The organism is Pantoea anthophila (genome assembly GCF_006494375.1).
Classification (GTDB): Bacteria; Pseudomonadota; Gammaproteobacteria; order Enterobacterales; family Enterobacteriaceae; genus Pantoea; species Pantoea anthophila.
Map to the genome: position 1 here is coordinate 1 of NZ_VHIZ01000050.1, position 16,405 is coordinate 16,405.

A 16,405-nucleotide genomic window follows, 5' to 3' on the forward strand; every position below is an offset into this window, starting at 1 on the left:
GCCCCATGACCGGGAAGCCCTGCAGGAAGGTCACACCCACCTGCGCCGTCGCGCCGTTACCCTGCTGCGTCAGGCTGCTGTGTCCGCTGAGCCAGCCATCCGACCCGCAGACCAGCCCCTGCTTTGCCGGAACAAACAGCGCGCTACCCTGAGCCGGGTGCTGCCACCAGGTGCGGAAATGGCAGCCATCCAGCAGACTGAACTGCAGCCACGGCGAGGTGTCTGCCTGCGCGGCGTTGACCAGCGGATCGGCAGGCACGGCGGCGGCCGTGGCGGCCGGTGTCGCAGGCGGCGTAACCACGGTTTTCCACTGCTGCGCTCTGGCAGCGCTGCCGGTCGCGATTTCACTGCCCTGCGCGTCGGTGAGCTGCCAGTGCAGCTGTTGCAGCGGTTTACACTGGGACGCCATCAATCCGGCAACGCGCGGCAGGAAGGTTTTCAGCACCGCCGGGTCTTTTTCACCCAGCGTGACGATCCGCAGAGAGATCGTGCTGTTACACCAGCTCGACAGCTGATTGTTTTTTACGTTATCGATCCAGACATCCAGTTTCTGTGCCGGGGACTGGACGATGCGATAGTTTTCAGCATAAGCGTGCGTGCTGAGCAGCAGCGCTGCCAGACCCAGTAATCCATATTTCATGTTGGCGTTCTCAATCTCGCAGAGGGAAGAACTGCGCCGCTTCAGAGAGCGAGTGCAGTAAAGTGGTGTCCTGAGGTGACCCAATCCAGACGGCCAGCGCACTGAAGTTATCCTGCTGTCCTGCATCCGGCTGGTCGTTTTTAATGATCTGCTGCATCAGCGTCAGCCACTCTTCCGGCGTATTCACCATGTGCAGCGACTGCTGCATCTGCTCCAGCGACACGCCGTGCCAGAAACCGTCGGTGCAGAGCAGAAAGGCATCACCATCTTCAATCTCCACCACGTCGCTGTAGCTGGCGTCGCGCTGCTCATCACCCATCCCCAGCGCAAAATAGAGCAGATTGCTGTTGATCCCTTCGGTACGGTGTCCGGCATCCTTCATCTGCTGCACCAGACTGTGATCGGTGGTGACCAGATAGAGATAACCGCGCCGGAACAGATAGAGGCGGCTGTCCCCGGCGTGGGCCCAGCAGGCCAGATGGTAGTCCCGGTCGATAAACAGGCTGACCATCGTGGTCCCCATCCGGCTGTGTTCACTGCTGACTTTCTGCTGCTGACGAATGGCGTGGTTGGCGTGATTGACATAGCGGCGAATCGACTGCGCATCAAGATGCGCATTGCCATCAAAGGCCTCCAGCAGGCTGCTGCGGGCGATCGACGCGGCAATCTCGCCGCCGGGGAATCCCGCCACGCCATCACACACGACAAAGCAGGCGGAGCGCTTGCCGATCACATCACCGATTTGGTCCTGGTTACTGGCGCGATCGCCCTGATTCGACGTCGAGGCAATAGTGATATTCATGCGTCATCCGTGTGGGTTTGTGAGTCTTTGTACTGATTGACTTCCAGGTCATAGGCGTGCAGGAATGCTTCGCCAAACAGGGTGTGAAAATCGTCCTCGATTTCGCCCGCCGTCTCGCCGTAACGCTCAACAAAATGTTCCCACAGGGCGGCTTTGCGGCTGCCCGGCAGGCCGATACGTGACACCGATCCCGCCTGGCGCGCCTCCTCCTCCAGCTGTTCCGGATTAAAGGATTGCAGCATGGAGGCGATGATGGCGCGGATCCCGGCGATCATCCCCAGCTGGTGGGCCTGCAGGTCGATCAGCGCATCGCGCACGGCCTGACGCGGCGGCATAAAGCCCGGCATCCGGCTGCCGAACATCTGCATCAGGACGGTCTTGCCTGACGGCAGCAGCTTGAACGGGTTGTTAGCGTCGTCGAGGATCACCGTCATGTCGGCCTTGACGCCGCGCTTGAGGATCGAACGCGATGAGAGCAGCGCGACCGTCCCCTGCGAGAACATACTGAGCATCTGACCAAACTGCAGCATCTGTTCCCGGTCAAACTGGGGCGTCGGCTGCAGGTCACGCAGACCCATCCCTTCCAGCAGCGCATCCAGCAGTTCCCCCTTCAGGGCGTCGCCGCTGTTCTGGCCGGCGGTCAACGGCTGTTCCGTGGCGGCAGGCTGATATCCCGAGGCGACCGGATCGATACGCAGCCGCCCTTTTGGCGTCGGTGAAGGTGCGCGCTGTACGGCCTGCGGCGTAGGCAGCGTAATCCCGCCATACTCATTTTGCGGCGTGACCGCGTCGGGCTGAGCGGCGTCTTCATCTTCGATCAGGGGCGTCTGGCCCGGCGCTTCAGGGTGATGCTGGCTCTCTGCTGCCTGCTGAGGTGGTGGTGCGTCACTGAACAGCATCGAAAAATCCTGCGCATCCGGCGTGGCAGGCACCGCTTCCGGCGGACGTCCGGTCGCCGGTTTCACGCTGGCCGGGGCTTGCGGGGGCACATGCAGGGTGGCCGGTTTCGCGGTCTGCGGCTCCGGCTGTGCCAGTGGCACCGCGTTGCCCATCATCAGTCCCAGCGGATCGTCATGGTTGCGGGCATCCATGCTGCTTTCACCCTCAAACAGGCTCAGCGGGTCCAGTTCAGCGGCGGGCTTTTCAGCCTGAGGTGCCGCCGTCTTCGTCTGAGCAGAGAGCGTACTTGGCGTTCTGTCGTCAAAAATGCTTTCCCGGGCGAACAGCGCATCGCCTTCATCAAACAGGCTGCTGTTTTTAGGCTGCTGACCAAAATCGAGCGGCGCGTCATTAGCCAGCTGGGAGAGCGGATCTTCCGGATTACGCTCCGGCGCGGCAGGCGCGGTCAGCGGATGTGCCTCCGGCAGTTCCGGCGCGGCTTTGCGCTTAGAGAGATCATCCGAGATCGAAAACTCTTTCGCCAGGCTGTCCCAGATTTCGCTGGGAATGGCCGCCGTCGCGGTTTTTTCCACCGGCGGCTCAGGCACTATCGACGCAGGGCGCACCGGCTCAGGGCGCGGAGCCGTCCTCTCCGTCTGCGGCGGCTGCGCACTGTTGAGGTCACTGACCCGCAGCTGATAATCATCAATGCCCAGAATGTCCCCATCCTGCAGCTCGACCTGACGGCCACGCTCAAGCGGAATATCGTTGAGCAGCACCCGCGTCACATTGCCACGGTTGGTCAGGCGGCACTCACCGCTGGCGGTGATATGCACAATCGCCTGCAGTCGGGAGAGTGTACGGTCGTCATCTGGCAGGACCAGATTGTTGTCCACGCCGCGACCAATGGTGCCGCCGGGCGGAAAGAAGTCACAATGGGTCTGCGGCGGCTGTTGGCCCGGTTTAGTCGTTATTATCGTAAAGCGCATAACGGATTCCTGCGGTTAGCGGTTCGGCATCTATAGTGCGCACCTCTCAGGGAAAGGTGCGGGGTATAGGGAGCGGGAAGGTTTTTATTGGCAGACAGTATTAATCGGGAACGTATTGATGGCAGCACGGCTTACTGGGCAGAAAAATATATCGTCGTTAATTCATTACATAAATAAACAGAGACGATAGCGCCATCCATAATAAGCTGATTGTGAAAACGATCTGGGAAAGCACCCAACTCTCAGACATCCACGATGTATCAGCAGCAGGAGATTGCTGGACAACAGCATACGCCTCTCGCCTGACATTTTCAGTGCGAACGAAACGCATCATCTTTATTTTATATTCTGTTAGCAGCCTCATTAACAGGAAATAATACCCACTGTTTTCTTTAAAATGAGCACGGCAACATCTGTAATTTTTTGAGGGAATGCTTACTTTTTATATTTATTGTAGAGAGCGTTCGCATCCTGACTTTGAGACAGCAAAGTGCATTTCATCATATTAAAATTTCCTGCCACTGAGCCGGTCAGGTTCATCTTCAGATAAGCGCTAATCAATTTATCCCCGTCGGTGAATGCGTCCACGGGAAGATGACTTGCCTCCAGCCAGGCTGATGCGCTTTTAAAGGCATCATCAGTGAATGCTTTTTCAGCAGAAACCTTCCCTGCACAACGACTCAGCAGCCAGTTACTGAAAATTTGAGATTGCGTAAAGGAGTTGACAGCAGGTGGCGTGATTGCCAGCGCTGCAGGGGATGAGATCAAAGCCAGTAGTATCAGAACCTTTTTCATTTCAGTATCCACAGAGAGGCAACATCAGGAACAAAAGTACCATTTTCCGCACCCCCCAGGAAGTGACAGCTATCAGAGCAGATATTTCCGTTCCAGAGTGTTACGTGTCCCCGGGCATTGCTCCAGCCATTCCCCTGAAAGACAATCAGCCCCTGCTTACCATTAAATGAAGCGGGTTTCGGCGATCTTACAGTCAGGTCGGGTTTGCCAAAAACAGATACCAGAAAGTCCATCATATCGTTAACGCGAAACATGTATCGCTTTTTATCTTTTCCCGTCACGGTAGCGTAACGACTGTTAGCCGGAACAGGAACGCCCGTGTAATTAAGAACATAGCTCATTCTGATTGGGCATGCATTCTGGAAAATCCCGGAGGCAATGTTAGCTTCCACATTGCCACCCAACTTTTCCCCTACCTTTTCTACCGAAACATTGACTTCAGAGAAGCGGTTCCAGGCGGCAGAAAATTGAGGTCTTAAATGTGCCATAGCAAAACTCCTGATAAAGCCTCCCCGAGGGGAGGCGGCATAAAGCGATTACGCTTCTTTGTTGCCTTTGATGTCCCAGCCTGCGCTGCTTTCTGCGCCCTTGCCGCCGGAAGCACTCTGCTCCCAGTACTGCTGCTTCACTTTAGAAGCCTGGAAGGAGTAGGTCATGCCCAGCGTATCGCCGTTGTCAGAACCGTTGTAATTAACGGTGGTCACCAGCACATCTTCCAGAGTAATGCGTGCATACTCAACCTGAGTCCCACCCGCTTTACAGATAGAGAGTTCAACTTTAGCGAGATGCTTACCGCTGGCACAGTTCTTCAGCAGTGCCGTGGTCGATTTGTCGATCAGGGCGTTAACGTGCAGGTCGTTAAAGTTAACTTTACCGGCACCGCCGCCGCCGCCAACAGACATGTTGCCTGGCTGAGAGGCACCCCATGAGAAAGAGGTAATATCGGTCCAGCCAGTGTGGTTAGAGTCTTTAGACTCGCCGGTGACACCGTCAACCTTCATAAACATATCAATAGCCATTATCTTTCACTCTTTATTGGTTGAGATTATTGCTTTCAAAAAAGCAAGGATATGGCAAAAAGAAAAGCATGGGGCTGAATAAAACAGTCCATATTTTACCTTTGCCTTGCTTCTGAAATAGCGTCATTAACGCTATTTCAGACTTCTTGCTGCCCGTTTTTTAAATCGGACAAATACTTTTATTTCTCGCTTATTCATAGCGAAATCTGACATGCGAATTAATGTTCTTCCATTCGCCTGAGATTGCAGCCGGCCATTCTGTAGACAGTAATATCATGCAAAGTTTATAGTAGCGGGCCTGTCAATTGCTCAAAAAAGGAATGAGCGTGAAGAAAATCATCTTACTTTTCCTCGCCATATTAATGTCACTACTTTCACTTTATTCGATCACTGATCTTGTCGGGTCGCTATATCTCATTTCTCGCTATGAGCATTTCATTGCCTGTTCACTCGGATTGATTGCCGGTAAAGCCGTTTTCATCGCAGTTTGCGTCGCGGTGACTTTTATACTGGTAAAAATCGTACGCAGATGCACTCAGTCTGAAAAAGACCGGGCATAGCATTGCCCACCTGGCTCAGGCAAACATCCGGTTAATAGCCTCATCAGCAGGGAAGCGCGCGATGCGGATCCAGACTCCAGCATCGCGCCTCTTCTCACCCTTTAGGCGTTGTCATTTTTCAGTGACGGCAGCTTAGAAACCAGACGCAGTGACACCGTCAGTCCTTCCAGCTGGTAGTGCGGACGCAGGAAGAACTTCGCGGCGTAGTAGCCTGGATTATCCTCCTGCTCTTCCACATTGACCTCAGCCGCCGCCAGTGGCTTACGTGATTTGGTCTCCTGGGAGGAGTTAGCCGGATCGCCATCGACATAGTTCATCACCCAGTCGTTCAGCCAGCGCTCCATCTCATCGCGCTCGCGGAAGGAGCCGATCTTGTCACGCACGATGCACTTCAGGTAGTGCGCGAAGCGGCAGCAGGCAAACAGGTAAGGCAGGCGCGCCGCCAGACGGGCATTGGCCGTGGCATCCGCATCGTGATACTCCGTCGGCTTCTGCAGTGACTGCGCACCGATAAAGGCGGCGAAGTCAGAGTTTTTGCGATGCACCAGCGGCATAAAGCCGTTTTTCGCCAGCTCCGCTTCGCGGCGATCGCTGATGGCGATTTCGGTCGGACACTTCATGTCCACGCCGCCGTCGTCGCTTGGGAAGGTGTGGCACGGCAGGTTTTCAACCGCCCCGCCTGACTCCACGCCGCGAATCGCGGTGCACCAGCCATACTCTTTGAACGAACGGTTGATGTTGGCTGCCATCGCGTAGGCGGCGTTGCTCCACGCGTAGTTGCTGTGATCGGAACCGTCGGTCTGCTCTTCAAAATCGAAGCTGTCGACCGGGTTGGTGCGGATGCCATAGGGCAGACGCGACAGGAAGCGCGGCATGACCAGCCCCAGATAACGGGCATCTTCCGATTCACGCAGACTGCGCCAGGCGGCATATTCGGTGTTCTGGAAGATCTTGGAGAGGTCACGCGGATTCGCCAGCTCCTGCCAGGACTCCATCTGCATCACTTCCGGCGCGGTACCGGTAATAAACGGACAGTGCGCTGCCGCCCCGATACGTGCCATCTCACCCAGCAGCTCAACATCCTGCGGACTGTGATCGAAATAGTAGTCACCTACCAGACAGCCAAACGGCTCGCCGCCGAACTGACCATACTCCTGCTCATAAATCTTCTTGAACAGCGGGCTCTGGTCCCAGCCAGCGCCTTTGTAGCGCTTCAGGGAGCGACCCAGCTCCTGTTTGGAGATGCTCATGAAGCGGATTTTCAACATCTCGTCGGTTTCGGTGTTGTTCACCAGGTAGCTCAGGCCACGCCAGGCACTCTCCAGCGACTGAAATTCCGGATGGTGAATAATCTGGTTTACCTGCTGCGACAGCTTTTCATCAATCTCCGCGATCAGTGCCTGGATGGTGCGATAGGCATCGCTGGAGACGGTCACGGTATTTTCCAGCGCCTGCTGCGCCAGGGTTTTTACCGCGCTTTCCACGGCAGCGCGCGCCTGATCGCTTTTTGGCCGGAACTCTTTGTTCAGCAGCGCGCTGAACTCATCCTGACTGAAGCTGGCCGCGCCCTGGGACTGCGGCTGTTGTGAAGTCTGGGTCATGCTTTAGGCTCCTCTGCGTCAGTGGTGTCACCCTGCTTTGGCAGATGGGTCAGGGCCTGCAACAGCGTCGGGTCCTGCAGCACTTTACCAATCAGCTCTTCCGCGCCGTTTTTGCCATCCATGTAGGTCAGCAGGTTGGCCAGCTGGGTACGCGCTTCCAGCAATTTGCTCAGCGGCTCAACGTTGCGGGCCACGGCATCCGGCGAGAAGTCATCCATGCTGTCAAAAGTCAGATCAATGTTCAGTTTGCCTTCGCCGTTCAGGGTGTTATCCACCTGGAAAGCGGCGCGCGGCTTCAGGGCTTTCATGCGCTCATCGAAGTTATCAATGTCGATCTCAAGGAATTTACGCTCGTCGATGCCCGGTTGCGGCTCCAGCGGTTTACCGACCAGATCCGCCAGCACGCCCATCACAAACGGCAGCTGAATTTTGCGTTCCGCGCCATAAATTTCCACGTCATATTCAATCTGAACGCGAGGCGCGCGATTGCGGGCAATGAACTTCTGCCCACTGGATTTGCTTGTTGCCATGGTTTTCTCCATTAATGATGCGCGGATAAAGTGTCACAGCAGGCGCGCAGGTCCCGCTGTGTGAGTGCGTTATGTCTGCTTAATCGCGACGGCCGAAAATGGTTTCCAGCTGATGCACCCCATCAGGGGCCAGTTCACGAATGATCTCCAGAAAGTCGCGTTCGATTAAACGCTGAACCCGGTCGATCATCAGCGGTGCCGGATGGCTCGGCTCGTGCTGGGTAAAATAGAGCTTTACCTTTTCCAGCATCAGCTGAGCGTCGGCGCGGGAGCCAATCTGCACACTGCGCCAGTCAGTCGCCGCACGGGGTGCCGCCGGTGCAGGCGCTGCTGCGGTTTCAGCCGGCTGTTCCGTCGCCGCTGCCGTGGGGACCAGGGCGCTGAGGTCGGTGGCCTCGCCGCGCTCGGCGATCAGTGCAATCTGCCTGCGCAGCTGCGTCAGTTCCGGCACGGCGGCGTCGCCCAGCCGTTCGGCCACGGTTTCGCAGATGGTCTGCAGCCGCTCATGAATCTGCAGCACCGCCTCAATGCCGGGCTGATCGCCCCGCGCCAGTTCGTCGATCAGACGCGGCAGGCCACCCGGATAATCAGCCACCTCCGTTTTGCTGCCGTCGCACAGCGCAGCGGCATCACGCAGCGTGATCCCATCTGAGGGGTAGCGCAGCAGCCAGCTCTGGCGCACCGCGCTGCTCAGGGGCGACTTGTCACCCAGCAGCGCCAGCGCGTTGATGCGGTAGAAAGGATCCTGTTCGCCATACTCTTCCAGCCGCGGCCACAGCGGCTCCCAGTAAAGCAGTAAGGCCTGCTCAATCAGTTTCAGGCCCTGTGCGTAGCCCGGCAGCCCTTTCAGCTCGGTCCAGGCGTGAGTCAGCGCCAGCATCACCCGCAGATCTTTGCTGCGTTCCAGCAGCGCGATCGCCAGTTTCTCCACTTTGTTCCAGTCCGCCGGTTCCGCCGGAATGATCGTGCTGCCGAACTGCTGCTCCGCTTTACCGGCGCTGGCCTGCTCCATCGCCAGAAAATCGGCGTGATACTCCAGGTTATCCCCACCGGGATTGTCGTCGCTGACCGGAGCCAGCAAAGCCTCAATATTGGTCGTCATGCGTGTCGCCTCAGGATTCAAACATCGGGGGATAAAGTCCGTTTCGTCCCGGCTTTGCCCCACCGGCCGGATCAAACAGCAGGGAAAAAAGCTGGGCGGTGAAGTTACCGCTGTGCACCTGGGTATAAAGCGGAAACCCGTCGCTCTGGTTCGTCCACCAGAAGCTGGTGTAGAACTGCGGGTCAAAGTTCTCGCCCGGCAGCGTCCAGTTCAGCGTCGAAGGTGTATCGCCATGCCCGATCACGTTGAGAATGTCTGACGATTCGTCTGACGCCTGAGGAGGCTGCGGCTGCGGGATACTGAGCAGCGCCTGGTCCAGCTGCTCCGGTGAGCCGCCGCCCTGCACCACCCGCAACAGCGTATTGCCCACCTGCTGATACCACTCACCGGAACGCGCCAGCAGCGCGGGTGACCACTCGGCCGGGGTGAAATGACGCAGCGCACAGAGCGGGTAGTTACGCCCCACACTGTCACGCGCGGCAATCAGGCAGCCCATCTGGATGAGCTGGCTGCCGAGCATCGGGGGAACCACAAAGTTCCACACCGGCGCATTGAGAAACGGCCGTGAAGGCGCGTTATCGCCTTCCTGATTGCTCTGCCAGTGGTGGAGCCCCACCTGAAACCAGCTGGACCACTGGCGATAGAGCACGTCCGGAAAGCGGCGCTTTACAAAGTCACCCGCGCTGGGCAGTTTGCCGTACCAGCAGGGTGCAGCGTATTGAGTCATTGTCGGATCCTGTTTCAGGGGCAGCTAAAGCCGGGAAGCTGGAACGGGTTACGAATGCTGCCAGGGGTAAACGACAGCGTCACCTGATGGCCTTCCACGCTGAACGTTGCTTCGCGGGTCAGTCCGCCAGCCGCGGTCACCCGGGCACGGTCGAAGAAGCGATTGAGCGCCCACGGGCCGCTGGTAACCAGGGTGGACGTGGTGCCGTTGGTCAGACCGAGCTGCATCCGCACCTGGCTGGTGCCGCCGGGACCGGGCCAGCTGACCAGCTGAACCGCCTGCGGCCCGTGGCTGTAACGCAGAATCTGTCCATCCACATCCAGCGTCAGGTTAAGAATATCGTTGTCCATCCTGACGGTGCGCAGCGTCACGCGGAAGCCTGGGGTGGTTGCGCCGTTGGCAAAGAAGGCATCGCGAATCGACTGTGCCTGCTGGAAGGGACGCAGCAGGGCTTCGCCGCCTGGCAGGGTTTTACCGTCGATGCCCGGCGTAAAGCGCCACGCTGCGCGGGTGGTGTCCACCTTGCTCGCCAGGTTGTCACGGAAGAAGCTGTCCATCATGCCGCTGCCTGGCGCAAACATGCGGGCCAGGTCGTCGGGCGTTACCTCGCTGCGCGCAGAGCGCACCAGCGGATAGCGACCGGCAATCGCCTGACGGCAGAAGCTGCCGACCTCCATGGTGATGCGTTTGCGGACGTTATCCATGTCGCGACGCTGAGCATCGCTGCTGGCCCCCACGGCCATGCTGGAAACCATGTTCTGCAGCGACCCCGGCAGGCGACCGGCGCTGGCCTGCAGACGGCTGATGGCATCGCTGGCCGGTGGCGGCATCCCGCTGTTGGCGGCATCCTGCACCGCCGTGAGGTAACGATAAAGATCGTCAATCTGGTGCAGGAAATCATCGACTGCCAGCACCTTGCTGCCCTGCTGTAACGGCTGCGCCAGCTCCAGAATCGGCGCAAAGTGCAGCGCTACAGCCTGCTCCGGTGCGGCCTGCGCGGCAGCCTGGCCCCGCGCGGCGCTGGCGTCGGGCGAGGTAAACAGCGCTTCCAGCGTGCGGGTGGCGCTGTTATCTGACGGCTGCTGCGGCTGCGCAGTTTTCTCATCAGGCTGTGCCCGGTTCAGCGTCAGCAGTTTACTGAGGTTGATGACCATCTGGCGCAGCGGTGAGTGATTGCCTGAGAGCAGGCGCGCCGTGTTGATACGCTGTGACAGATCGGCGCTGCTGTTGAGCTGGATATCGCTGAGGAACTGCTCCCACTGGCGGATATAGTCCTGCACATAGAGCTGGCGCACCGCGAGGTCGATCTCCTCACTTTTCTGCTGCGGCGTGGCCCCATCCAGCACCCAGAGATCGTCCTTATAGAGCGCCTGCGTCACCGGCGCGATCTGCTTATCCACCTGCTGCCAGTAGCCGTCCGGCGTGTAGAGCCCCTCTACCCCGTCGTTGACCGACTTGCCGCTTTTGCGTGAAAACACCAGCTCGCTCTGCGGCCCACCCAGCGCCGACAGCGTGACCGGCTGTAGCGTGCCGTTGCGCTGCAGCAGTCGCTTCAGTCGGCCATAAACCCGCTGTGAGAGCGGCATCTGGTTAATCAGCGTCTGTTCGCGCCTGACCAGCGCCTCATCCTTCGCGTAAGGCGACGACTGGATCTGCGTCTCTAGCAGCTGTTGCAGGTGCCATGCCAGCTGTTTGACCTGCTGCTGGGTGACGTTCTGCGGCAGTTCGCGGGAGAGGTTAAGCATCAGCCACGCCTGCAGGAACTTGCCATCGTAATGCTTTGGCTGGTAGAGCATCTGATACGCCTTCAGCGCCTCATAGCTGTAATCAGCGTCGCTGCCATTGTCATTGCGCAGCCAGCGGGTAATGTTCTGTGCCACCTGCGGCAACAGCAGCTGCTTCAGCGCTTTGTCATAGAGCGCCCGGGTTGCATCGCTGACCTCGGTGCCGCGATAGAGTCCCATACGGCGCGTCAGCGGTGGCGAGTCGAGCGAGAAGTCGGCGCTCTCCGGCAGGTGCAACAGGGTGTTGAGATAGGGCACCAGCGCAAACAGATCGCCATTGACCTGCTGCTGTAACCGATCGCCCAGCTGCTCCACCTGCGGCGTTTTGGCAGCCATCTCCTGCAGATAGGCTTTGTTTTTGCTGTAGCTGGTGAGCCACAGCGCGCCAGCCACCAGTAACAGCACCAGCAGGGCCAGATAGCCCGACCACAGACCGGCGCGGTTGCGCAGCTCCCACCAGCGGTTGCTGCCCGCCAGACCAGACTCCTGGAAAATCACATTTTCCAGCACCCCTTTCAGGAAGAAGCTCTGCCCTTTGTTCTGCGGGATCGGCGCCTCTTTATCGACATGGTCCCAGCTTCCCGACTCACCCGCCTGCTGGTTCGGCAGATTGAGTGCGCGGTTCAGCTCCCCCATCACCCGGTCAAACGGCAGACCTTCCTGGGTGCCGCTGGCAAAATAGATACCGCGCGGGGCGAACTGGGTTTCAAAATCAGAGCGGGCAAACAGCGTGTCGAGCGCCTCTGCCAGCACCGGACGCAGTGCCGCAAACTCCTGCGGGAACAGATAGCTCTCGGCCCGCGCCTGCGCGTCGCTCTCCGTCAGCAGCCGATCCGCCAGCCCCGCTTCCAGCCGCTGCTGCAGCAGGGAGTACTCCTGCTGAAACTGGTTATTCAGCTCAAAATCGGCGGCGGAGGCCTGCGCCCACGGGAAGGTGAACCCCCACACCTGTTCACGCTGCGCTTTATCCAGCGCGGCAAAGTAGCTGCGGAACCCTTTGAGCAGGTCCGCCTTGGTCACCAGCACATAGACCGGGAAGCGGATGCCGAGACGGTCATGCAGCTCCATCAGGCGCTGACGCAAAGCCAGCGCCTGGTTGCGCAGCGCTTCAGGCGACTGGGTCAGCAGATCGGAGACGCTGAGGGTGACGACCACGCCGTTGATCGGCTGACGCCCGCGATATTTGCGCAGGAGTCCGAGAAAGTGGTGCCATTCGCTGGCGTCGCGCTCCTGCTGACTCTCCTGGGTGCTGTAACGCCCCGCCGTGTCGAGCAGAACAGCTTCATTGGTAAACCACCAGTCGCAGTTGCGTGTGCCGCCAATCCCGCGCAGCGCCGACTTCCCGAACTTATCCGCCAGCGGAAACTGCAGGCCGGAGTTGACCAGCGCGGTGGTTTTACCGGCACCGGGTGCGCCGATAATCATGTACCACGGCAGCTGGTAGAGATACTGGCGGCCAAAGCGCTGCGCCCAGAACGGTGTTCCTTTGCTGCTGTGACGCTGGAAGTGCGCCTTTTTCAGCATCTCTGTGGCTTCTGAGAAGCGCCCTGCCAGCACCTGCTCTTCGCTGGTCAGCCGCTGCCGGTCCGCTTCCGGGGCGTCACTCTTACCGGTTTCCAGGCTCGACATCAGTTTGCGGTTAAGCCAGAAGTTATAGAACCGCGGGATCGCCTGCCCCAGGCCCCACACCAGATAGAGCAGCGCAATACTGATGATGCGATTCTGCTCCGGCTCAAGCGGACGCGAGTCCACGATAGAGAAGACCGGGCCGATGACCCAGATGATAAAAGAGAGCGCGGTGATGCCGACAAAGCCCCACGCAAGGCGGCTGGTCAGTACCGCAAACAGGATATTCAGCATGGATCAGTTCCCTCTCGCCAGGCCGTTAAGTTCGGCATGGGTCGCATCCGGTGCTACCAGCAGCGTGATTTCAACCCGACGGTTACGTGCACGATTTTCTGCGCTGGTGTTTGGCACCAGCGGATTGCTTTCACCGCGCCCTTCCGCTTTCACCCGTGAAGGCTGCGCCAGCTGCTGTTGCAGCAGGCTCTGCACCGACTCGGCACGCGCCAGAGAGAGTTCAAAGTTGGAAGCGAAGCGCGCACTGCGAATCGGCACGTTGTCGCTGTAGCCAATCACCTGAATCTGGCCGCTGACGTTATTCATGGCGGCGGCGATACGCCGGATGACGTCGGTATAACGTCCGCGCACCTCGGTGGCCGCCGAGGCAAACAGCCCGTCCCCTTTCAGCGTCACGACGCTGCGGTCCGCCTCGTCGCGCACCGCCACCAGCCCGGCATCAATTTCCGGTTTCAGGAAGGCGCGCAGGTTCAGCGTGGCAGGCGGAGGCGGCGCCGGATTACCGATCTTCACTTCCGGCAGGGCCGTCTGGTAGATACGCGCCAGCACCGGCGAGGTGTAATCGCCCAGACGCCAGTTGAGCACGATATAAAACAGGCAGGCGGCCAGCCCCGCCACGGCCGCGCAGGCCCACAGCGGAATCATCGGTCGCCAGAGTTTGCGCAGTACCGGCTGATCGGTCGGGTGCGGTGACAGCGCCGCCGCGTAACTGCCGCGCACGCTTTTAATCATCTGCAGCAGCCGCTGTTTGATGGTCTCCAGCTGCGAACGCCCGTTGTCCAGCACCCGATAGCGCCCTTCGAATCCCAGCACCAGACAGAAGTAGATCAGTTCCAGCATCAGAATGTGACGACGCGGGTTCTGTGACAGCTTCGCCAGCAGCTGGAAAAACTTTTCGCCGCCCCAGGTTTCGTTGTGAAAGGTGACCAGCAGACCGTTGCTGGTCCAGACGCCGCGACTGCCCCAGGGGGTCAGCGCCGCCGCCTCATCCAGCGCCGTGCAGAGGCAGTAACGCGCGCCGATAATCACTTCATAGCCGAGCCCCGACTGCTGGCAGCTCAGTTCAAAGCGCCGGATCTGATCGATCAGCTGCTGGCGCAGTTGGGCCGGATCGTCATGGGTGACGGAATGTCGGATCTGGGGAATGGCATTAATCAGGGGATTCGCCGCCGCGACCAGCACATTCTGATGGCTGGCATCCGGCGCAATGTCGCTGTGTGATTTTTCGTGTTCCTGCATCATGCTGCGTGCTCAGTTTATTATTCTGACTGACTGCGGATGGCCCAGAACTCCATGTTCAGGCCCGGAAACTCACCGGCAAGGTGCAGCGCAAAAGCGCCTGAGCGCTCCATCTCTTTCCATAGCTCGCTGTTCTTATCCAGTTCGAAATAGTTGTAACCGGCATGCCACGGGATCTGCGGCGGCGCGCCGGGCATTGCCCGCAGGGCCAGCCCCGGCAGCTGCAGCTGCACCAGATCGCGGATTTTGCTGACCGGCGCGACTTTCATCTGCGCCGGGAAGTGAGTCTGCAGGGTGTCGGCCGGGACGCTGGCTTTAACCGCCAGCACAAAGCCAAACTCATGCACCATGCTGCTTTCCGGCACGGTCGCGACATTGAGACCGTGTGAGCGCTGGATCAGCGGCAGCTGAATGGCGCTCTCCTCCATCACCTGTGACAGTCCCTGACGCAGCAGCAGTAACAGGCGGCTGAAGCAGCCCTGCAGATCGTCATGATCGTAAAGCGGCAGCCCGTCCGGGGCGCGGGCGGGCGTCCAGGTGCTGAGTTCTGCCGCCAGTTGCACCCAGTGGCTGTAGAGCGTCTCCGGATGAAGCAGCGGCAGATGCTGCAGATGGCTGTGCAGGCCAAGCTGACGATTGAGCAGCGCCAGCAGCATAAAATCGACCATATCGGCGCTGTTGAAGCGGCCTGTGCCGGGCGCCCGCTGGCTCAGCTGCTGGCTGCGTTGCTGGATCAGCCCGTGCAGATCGTTGAACATGTTCTGCAGCGGACGGCTGCTGTTGAGGGTCAGCATCGGTGGAATGTAGTCGCTGTCGAGCCGGATATGGTTGTCGCTGCGTTTTTCAATCACCTGCGCCACGCCCATTGCGGTCCACTCAGCGGTCAGGTCCTGCTCCAGCATCAGACGCAGGCGCAGTTTGCCAAACTGCACGGTCGCGCTGCCCACCGCCTGAGCGTTGTCATCTTCCACTTCCGCTTCCCAGGCCAGATAGCGCGCCAGAGAATCCTGAGACTCCTGGAAGGCAACCGCCTCACGTCCGTTGCGGCGGGCCGGTATCGCCAGCACGACCTTGCTGCGGTCAATCGTGGCAGGCAGATCGAGCGGTGCCGGGCCATGCCGGGGCTGACTGAACGCAAAGAAGGTGCCGTCCGGCAGGCAGCCGCTGGCGGCACTCAGAGCCAGTTTGCCCTGACGCATCAGCGCCTCATCAAACTCCAGATCGTAAAAACCCCAGGTGAAGGGGCGCTGGGACTGACCCCATTCACGCAGGGTACTGAGAAGATAATTTTCTGACTGCTGGAAATGGTGAGGACGCAGAAACATCCCCTCGGTCCAGACCACCTTTTCGGCTCTGTTCATAGGCATCACTGTTTTTCCACTCGTAGGCCGTTAACGCCCGCGACGATGCGGGCATTCAGCTCGCCATCGTTACGTTTCCAGAACGCCCAGAATGCGGGGGCATCGCCTTCCGGGACCGGCAGCGACAGCCGCCAGACTTTGCCATCCAGCGCCTGGTATTCCGCCATGATGCCGATGAAGCGCGCCTCGGGCAGACTCCGGATGCGCAGCGTTTTGCTGCGCTGGTCCGGCGTCAGGAAGAACTGTTGCGTATTCAGTTGCGCACTACCCAGCGCGGTCGCCGGCTGGTTTTGCAGGGAGTAGAAATCGGCCGACATGAAATCCGCGTCGGAGGTCAGTAACATGACCCGCACTTTCAGCGGCGCACCGCCGTTGACCTGGTTCTGCGCCTGCACATCCAGGTTGTAGTAGGCCACTGGCGGCGTACTGCTGCTGCAGCCTGCCAGCAGCCAGGCCATCACGCCGATCAGCGCCGCGCGCAGTTGTCGTGTCATCATCATCCTGCCCTCCCTGCTCA

13 protein-coding genes and 1 pseudogene are annotated in these 16,405 nt (G+C 59.2%); all 14 read right to left on the reverse strand.

What is annotated here, in order from left to right:
• Window positions 1–640 (reverse strand): annotated as a pseudogene (locus FJW00_RS12140) (hypothetical protein); the annotation flags it as partial.
• A gap of 10 nt (window positions 641–650) precedes the next feature.
• Window positions 651–1,442, reverse strand: a complete 792-nt coding sequence (locus FJW00_RS12145) for a PP2C family protein-serine/threonine phosphatase (protein WP_046101647.1) — start codon at window positions 1,440–1,442, stop codon at window positions 651–653.
• The gene (gene tagH / locus FJW00_RS12150; RefSeq protein ID WP_140924259.1) at window positions 1,439–3,310 is read right to left on the reverse strand and encodes a type VI secretion system-associated FHA domain protein TagH; all 1,872 of its coding nucleotides are present in this window, start codon (window positions 3,308–3,310) and stop codon (window positions 1,439–1,441) included. The genes FJW00_RS12145 and tagH overlap by 4 nt, the downstream gene beginning before the upstream one ends.
• 435 nt (window positions 3,311–3,745) lie before the next feature.
• On the reverse strand, window positions 3,746–4,105 hold the full coding sequence (locus FJW00_RS12155; protein ID WP_009090747.1) for a T6SS amidase immunity protein Tai4 family protein: 360 nt from the start codon (window positions 4,103–4,105) through the stop codon (window positions 3,746–3,748).
• Complete coding sequence (locus tag FJW00_RS12160) at window positions 4,102–4,593, reverse strand: type VI secretion system amidase effector protein Tae4 (RefSeq protein ID WP_009090749.1); 492 nt, start codon at window positions 4,591–4,593, stop codon at window positions 4,102–4,104. Before FJW00_RS12160 ends, FJW00_RS12155 begins: the two co-directional genes overlap by 4 nt.
• A gap of 48 nt (window positions 4,594–4,641) precedes the next feature.
• Window positions 4,642–5,124, reverse strand: coding sequence for an Hcp family type VI secretion system effector (locus FJW00_RS12165; RefSeq protein WP_009090751.1), 483 nt, complete (start codon window positions 5,122–5,124; stop codon window positions 4,642–4,644).
• A 661-nt stretch (window positions 5,125–5,785) separates the two neighbouring features.
• On the reverse strand, window positions 5,786–7,285 hold the full coding sequence (gene tssC / locus FJW00_RS12175) for a type VI secretion system contractile sheath large subunit (protein WP_140924263.1): 1,500 nt from the start codon (window positions 7,283–7,285) through the stop codon (window positions 5,786–5,788).
• Complete coding sequence (tssB, locus tag FJW00_RS12180) at window positions 7,282–7,815, reverse strand: type VI secretion system contractile sheath small subunit (protein WP_009090754.1); 534 nt, start codon at window positions 7,813–7,815, stop codon at window positions 7,282–7,284. The genes tssC and tssB overlap by 4 nt, the downstream gene beginning before the upstream one ends.
• A gap of 79 nt (window positions 7,816–7,894) precedes the next feature.
• Complete coding sequence (gene tssA, locus FJW00_RS12185; RefSeq protein ID WP_140924265.1) at window positions 7,895–8,917, reverse strand: type VI secretion system protein TssA; 1,023 nt, start codon at window positions 8,915–8,917, stop codon at window positions 7,895–7,897.
• 10 nt (window positions 8,918–8,927) lie between these two features.
• The gene (gene tagF / locus FJW00_RS12190) at window positions 8,928–9,644 is read right to left on the reverse strand and encodes a type VI secretion system-associated protein TagF (protein WP_009090756.1); all 717 of its coding nucleotides are present in this window, start codon (window positions 9,642–9,644) and stop codon (window positions 8,928–8,930) included.
• Between the two features lie 14 nt (window positions 9,645–9,658).
• On the reverse strand, window positions 9,659–13,288 hold the full coding sequence (tssM, locus tag FJW00_RS12195) for a type VI secretion system membrane subunit TssM (RefSeq protein WP_140924268.1): 3,630 nt from the start codon (window positions 13,286–13,288) through the stop codon (window positions 9,659–9,661).
• Window positions 13,289–13,291: 3 nt separating this feature from the next.
• Window positions 13,292–14,530: a DotU family type VI secretion system protein gene (locus FJW00_RS12200; protein WP_046101641.1), complete on the reverse strand. Its 1,239-nt coding sequence runs from the start codon at window positions 14,528–14,530 to the stop codon at window positions 13,292–13,294.
• A gap of 17 nt (window positions 14,531–14,547) precedes the next feature.
• Window positions 14,548–15,888: a type VI secretion system baseplate subunit TssK gene (gene tssK, locus FJW00_RS12205; RefSeq protein WP_140924625.1), complete on the reverse strand. Its 1,341-nt coding sequence runs from the start codon at window positions 15,886–15,888 to the stop codon at window positions 14,548–14,550.
• A 5-nt stretch (window positions 15,889–15,893) separates the two neighbouring features.
• Window positions 15,894–16,388, reverse strand: coding sequence for a type VI secretion system lipoprotein TssJ (gene tssJ / locus FJW00_RS12210; RefSeq protein ID WP_009090760.1), 495 nt, complete (start codon window positions 16,386–16,388; stop codon window positions 15,894–15,896).
• Window positions 16,389–16,405: the final 17 nt, after the last annotated feature.

What these genes read in the sequence shown, in the direction of transcription:
- FJW00_RS12145 (WP_046101647.1), bottom strand. Translation starts at nt 1,442, where the DNA reads ATGAATATCACTATTGCCTCGACGTCGAATCAGGGCGATCGCGCCAGT.
- tssA (WP_140924265.1), bottom strand. Translation starts at nt 8,917, where the DNA reads ATGACGACCAATATTGAGGCTTTGCTGGCTCCGGTCAGCGACGACAAT.
- FJW00_RS12160 (WP_009090749.1), bottom strand. Translation starts at nt 4,593, where the DNA reads ATGGCACATTTAAGACCTCAATTTTCTGCCGCCTGGAACCGCTTCTCT.
- tssB (WP_009090754.1), bottom strand. Translation starts at nt 7,815, where the DNA reads ATGGCAACAAGCAAATCCAGTGGGCAGAAGTTCATTGCCCGCAATCGC.
- tssM (WP_140924268.1), bottom strand. Translation starts at nt 13,288, where the DNA reads ATGCTGAATATCCTGTTTGCGGTACTGACCAGCCGCCTTGCGTGGGGC.
- FJW00_RS12165 (WP_009090751.1), bottom strand. Translation starts at nt 5,124, where the DNA reads ATGGCTATTGATATGTTTATGAAGGTTGACGGTGTCACCGGCGAGTCT.
- tagH (WP_140924259.1), bottom strand. Translation starts at nt 3,310, where the DNA reads ATGCGCTTTACGATAATAACGACTAAACCGGGCCAACAGCCGCCGCAG.
- tssK (WP_140924625.1), bottom strand. Translation starts at nt 15,888, where the DNA reads ATGAACAGAGCCGAAAAGGTGGTCTGGACCGAGGGGATGTTTCTGCGT.
- tssJ (WP_009090760.1), bottom strand. Translation starts at nt 16,388, where the DNA reads ATGATGATGACACGACAACTGCGCGCGGCGCTGATCGGCGTGATGGCC.
- FJW00_RS12155 (WP_009090747.1), bottom strand. Translation starts at nt 4,105, where the DNA reads ATGAAAAAGGTTCTGATACTACTGGCTTTGATCTCATCCCCTGCAGCG.
- tagF (WP_009090756.1), bottom strand. Translation starts at nt 9,644, where the DNA reads ATGACTCAATACGCTGCACCCTGCTGGTACGGCAAACTGCCCAGCGCG.
- FJW00_RS12200 (WP_046101641.1), bottom strand. Translation starts at nt 14,530, where the DNA reads ATGATGCAGGAACACGAAAAATCACACAGCGACATTGCGCCGGATGCC.
- tssC (WP_140924263.1), bottom strand. Translation starts at nt 7,285, where the DNA reads ATGACCCAGACTTCACAACAGCCGCAGTCCCAGGGCGCGGCCAGCTTC.